This is a genomic window from Mucilaginibacter sp. (assembly GCF_041663085.1).
GTDB lineage: Bacteria > Bacteroidota > Bacteroidia > Sphingobacteriales > Sphingobacteriaceae > Mucilaginibacter.
This window is the reverse complement of the sequence record NZ_JBAZRC010000220.1, coordinates 1-4,612: the sequence shown is the minus strand read 5'-3', so window position 1 is coordinate 4,612 and position 4,612 is coordinate 1. Positions and strand designations below refer to the sequence as shown.

General features: G+C 48.9%; 5 protein-coding genes. All 5 read right to left on the bottom strand.

Going from position 1 to position 4,612, the window contains the following annotated elements:
* On the bottom strand, nt 1-615 hold a 615-nt coding region (locus WC615_RS22620; RefSeq protein ID WP_372980301.1), incomplete at its 3' end, for a GTP-binding protein.
* 211 nt (nt 616-826) lie between these two features.
* Complete coding sequence (gene cysD, locus WC615_RS22615) at nt 827-1,732, bottom strand: sulfate adenylyltransferase subunit CysD (protein WP_372980300.1); 906 nt, start codon at nt 1,730-1,732, stop codon at nt 827-829.
* Nucleotides 1,729-2,448 carry a phosphoadenylyl-sulfate reductase gene (locus WC615_RS22610; RefSeq protein WP_372980299.1) on the bottom strand — a complete coding sequence of 240 codons (720 nt, stop codon included), beginning with the start codon at nt 2,446-2,448 and terminating at the stop codon, nt 1,729-1,731. The genes cysD and WC615_RS22610 overlap by 4 nt, the downstream gene beginning before the upstream one ends.
* On the bottom strand, nt 2,448-3,947 hold the full coding sequence (locus WC615_RS22605; protein WP_372980298.1) for a TSUP family transporter: 1,500 nt from the start codon (nt 3,945-3,947) through the stop codon (nt 2,448-2,450). Before WC615_RS22605 ends, WC615_RS22610 begins: the two co-directional genes overlap by 1 nt.
* Nucleotides 3,940-4,612 (bottom strand): uroporphyrinogen-III C-methyltransferase (gene cobA, locus WC615_RS22600; protein WP_372980297.1); only part of this gene is annotated, 673 nt, incomplete at its 5' end. The genes cobA and WC615_RS22605, both read right to left, overlap by 8 nt.

The following is a 4,612-nucleotide window of genomic DNA, read 5'->3' as shown; positions in this document are numbered from 1 at the left end:
TAAATGCTGCATCAGGCTGTCGCCGCTATACCAGCTGATATTTGACGACCGGTATACAATATTATCGCCCTTTAACGCACTCACCGGGATGTAGGTAACATTATCCAGATTTACTTTGGCAGCCAGCTTTTTAAAGTCGGCAACAATGTTATTGAACACCTCTTCGCTATAATCAACCATATCCATCTTGTTTACTGCAACAACCACTTTAGGGATCTGCAATAACGAAACCAGGAAGGAGTGACGCGTAGTTTGCTCGATAACGCCCTTGCGGGCATCTATCAAAATAATAGCTAAAGCTGCGTTACTCGCACCGGTAACCATGTTACGGGTGTACTGGATATGGCCCGGCGCATCGGCTATGATGAACTTGCGCTTATCGGTCTCAAAGTATTTGTAGGCCACATCAATGGTGATGCCCTGCTCACGCTCGGCTTTAAGGCCGTCGGTTAAAATGGCAAGGTCAATGGTACCGTCGTCGTTTTTACGGTTCGATGCATGCAGGGCCTCTAACTGGTCGGCCAGGATGGCTTCGCTATCGTACAGCAGGCGGCCTATCAAGGTGCTTTTGCCATCGTCAACACTGCCTGCGGTTATAAATTTTAGTATATCCATTTTCTTTTATTCAATCTTAGTTCCCCTCTTGAGAAGGGTTAAGGGTGTGATAAACGCCCTGTTTTACTTACGTCGTAGTTTACTCACCCCGACTACGCTTCGCTGGTCGATCCTCTATGCTGCGCAAAGAGGGTGTAAGTTGCTCCGGTTTGTTTGACCCTCTTTCCGCTTGCGGAGAGAGGGTGGTCGAGCGAAGCAATGACCGGGTGAGTTAAAAATATCCCCCTTTTTTCCTGTCTTCCATGGCAGCTTCGCTTACCTTATCGTCCATGCGTGCGCCGCGCTCGCTGATCTTGGATGATGCTATCTCGTCAATAATGTCATCAATCTCAAACGCGTACGATTCTACAGCCGCGGTACAGGTCATATCGCCCACGGTACGGAACCTTACATTCTTTCTTTCTATCACATCATCCGCATCCATATTCAGGAATGGTGATGCTGCCATCAGCTGCCCGTTACGGGTGATACAATCGCGCTGGTGAGCAAAGTAAATGGTTGGCAAGGGGATGTTCTCGCGGCGGATATAATTCCACACATCCAGCTCCGTCCAGTTGCTTATCGGGAACACGCGCACGTTCTCGCCTTTGTGGATCTTACCGTTGTAAATATCCCAAAGCTCGGGGCGCTGGCGTTTGGGGTCCCACTGGCCAAACTCGTCACGTACCGAAAAGATGCGTTCTTTAGCGCGGGCCTTTTCTTCATCGCGGCGTGCGCCACCAATACAGGCATCAAAGCCGTGTTTGGCAATAGTATCTAAAAGGGTAGTAGTTTGCAGCGGGTTGCGGCTAGCGTTTTTACCCTTTTGTTCAATAACCTTGCCTTCATCAATGCTATCCTGCACATGGCCTACGATAAGCTTTTCGCCTATGCGGGCTATCATTTCATCACGGTAGGTAATGGTTTCTTCAAAATTGTGGCCGGTATCAATATGCACCAGCGGGAACGGGAACTTACCCGGGCGAAAGGCCTTTAACGCCAAATGCACCAGGGTGATAGAATCCTTACCACCGCTGAATAGCAGCGCAGGTTTTTCAAACTGCCCCGCTACTTCGCGCAGAATATATATGGCCTCTGCCTCTAACTCGTCCAGGTAATCTAACCGGTATTTGCTCATTCTTTTAAATTATTTAACGTTACTGCATGTAAACCACACTCTTTTTTGCTTTGGTCTTCCCACCACCAGCGCCCGGCCCTGAAATCTTCGCCGGGTTGTACCGCCCTGGTACAGGGCAGGCAGCCTATGCTCGGGAAACCCTTGTCATGCAATGTATTGTAGGGTATATTATATTGTTTGATGTATGCTTTTACATCGTCTAAAGTCCAGCTGAAAATAGGGTGGAACTTGATGAGTTGATTACCCTCGTCCCATTCCACATTGCTCATATCCTCGCGGTTGGGCGATTGCTCGGCACGGATGCCGGTTATCCAGCATTGGTTGCCTGCCAGCGCGCGGTGCAGGGGCTCTATCTTACGGATGCCGCAGCATTCTTTACGGTTATCTACCGATTCGTAAAAGCTGTTTGGTCCTTTGGCGTTCACCATCGCTTCCAGGCGGTTATTATCCGGGTAGTAGGCGTGGATAGGCCGACCGTAGATCTCCATGGTGCGGTTCCACACGTAATAGGTTTCGGGGAACAGCCGGCCGGTCTCCAGCGTAAATACTTTTATGGGGATATTGTTGGCGAAGATCATGTGCGATATTACCTGGTCTTCCCAGCCGAAGCTGGTAGAGAATACGATCTCGCCCGCAAACTGCTCTGCTAAAGCACGTAAAGCATCTACCGGGTTTTTCCCGTTCACCAATTGCGATATGTAAGAAGTATCGGCCATTAGAAATGCAGGTGGGTTAAAAAGTTGAAAATACTGCGGATACTGATGAGGATAACGATAACCGATACCGCCATCATAATAGCTTTAGCCGAAATTTTATTAGAGATACGCGCTGCCACAGGCGATGCCAAAGCACTGCCGATCACGAGACCTGCCACTGCATCCCAATGCGAGCTGTTAAGCATGGTAATGAAGGTAAGCGAACCCATCAGCGCGATAAAGAAGCGGGAGAGTTTAACCGTACCTAACGAAAACCGTGGATGACGCCCACCGGCTATCAGCGTAGACAGTACTATAGAACCCCAGCCACCGCCGCCAACGGCATCAATAAACCCACCGCCAAGCCCCAGCAGCGGTATGCGTTTTATTTTGGCTGTGGTGCGTTTTTTTTTAAGGTCTAAAGCTTTTTTAAAGATAACAATACCCAATATGAGTGTATAAACCGAAACTAACGGTTTAGTGTACTGTGCGTAATGCTCTAATGATGATAGTAAATACGCGCCGGTAACCGCGCCGATAATGCCCGGCAACAGCAGCATTTTAAACAGTTTCCAATTTACATTGCCCATGCGGTAATGCATCCAGCCGGCAATGCCGTTGCTCATAATTTCGGATAGGTGTACACCCATACTTGCCGAAGCAGGCGGGATGCCCATTGATAGCGAAAAGGTGGTGGATGTTACCCCGTATGACATGCCTATGGCCCCATCAATCAGCGCGAATACAAACCCTGCGCCCAGGAAATAATAAAACATCGGGGAGATATTCTCCACGTAGTTTTTAAAGGCCGGGTCTTTAAGCCACAGGGCAGTAATGGTTATAGCCAGGAACCCCACAAACGTAGCCCAAACCACAAATTTGATCTTATTGGTGCTCGGCGCTTTTTTGGGGCCGAGTAAAATAGCGGTAACCCTGTTCAGTTCCTGAACCTTGTGCGTAAAATCGCCGGATAGAGTGTTGCGTACCTCGCTCATTTGCTGCAGGGTGATATCCAGTTCGCCGGGTAATGATTGCCCCAAAACCTCCTTTAGCCTTTTGGCTATGGTTGGCGATTTACCGTTGGTGGAAATGGCAATTTTCAGGTCGCCTTTTTGTACGATGGAACCTAAGTAAAAATCGCAAAGCCCGGGCTTATCGGCAACATTGATCAGCAGCTTACGGTCGTGTGCCGAATCGCGTACATATTTATTCAGTTCGCTATCATTTGTAGCGGCAATAACAATATCGGCGGTATCCAGATCGGTATCCGCGAATGATTTTTGGACGATTTTGAGCAGGGGGTATTGCGACGCGAGCGCATGTACCTCGGGTAAAAAATCTTTGGCAATAATGGTAACAGCAGCAGCCGGGCTGTTATTGAGCAGGGCGGTAAGCTTTTCCAGGCCAACATTGCCGCCGCCAACCAGTACGGTATGCAGGTTGTTCAGCTTTAAGAACACCGGGAACAACTGGTTACCCTGCGCTTTATCTGCCTGAACTTCTGTTAAATCATTATCCATTCGCAACAACGTCATAAACTTGTTTTACCAATTCAAATTTTGGATGTAAAGATACCACTTCGCCAAACACAATAAGTGCAGGTGAGGTAATGCCTTGTTGGGCAGCCAGCTCTGCAATGGTATCGGCAGTGCCAATTGCAACCTTTTCGTTAACAGTGGTACCACTTTGTATTACAGCAACAGGCAGTTTGCCCTTGCCTTCGTTTTTAAAGATCTCTGCAATTTTTGCCAGCTTGTGGATGCCCATCAGCACCACCACAGTAGCGTTGGTTTTAGCGGCATCGTAAATATCCTGCGAGATCTTGCCATCGCTGGTAGTGCCGGTAACTACCCAGAAGCTTTCGCTAAGGCCACGGTGCGTAACAGGGATGCCCTGTAAGCCCGGCACACCTATCGAGCTGGAAATGCCCGGTACAACCTGTGTAGGGATGTTATATTCCGCCGCAAAGTTCAATTCCTCGTGCCCGCGACCGAATACAAACGGGTCGCCGCCTTTTAGGCGTACCACGTGGCCGTAATTCAGCGCGTAATCAACCATCAGGCGGTTAATGTTATCCTGCGAGAAAGAATGATCCCCTGAGCGTTTGCCTACATAAACTTTAACAGCACCGGCGGGGGCATATTCCAGCAGCTCGTCATTCACCAAAGCATCATACAAAACCACA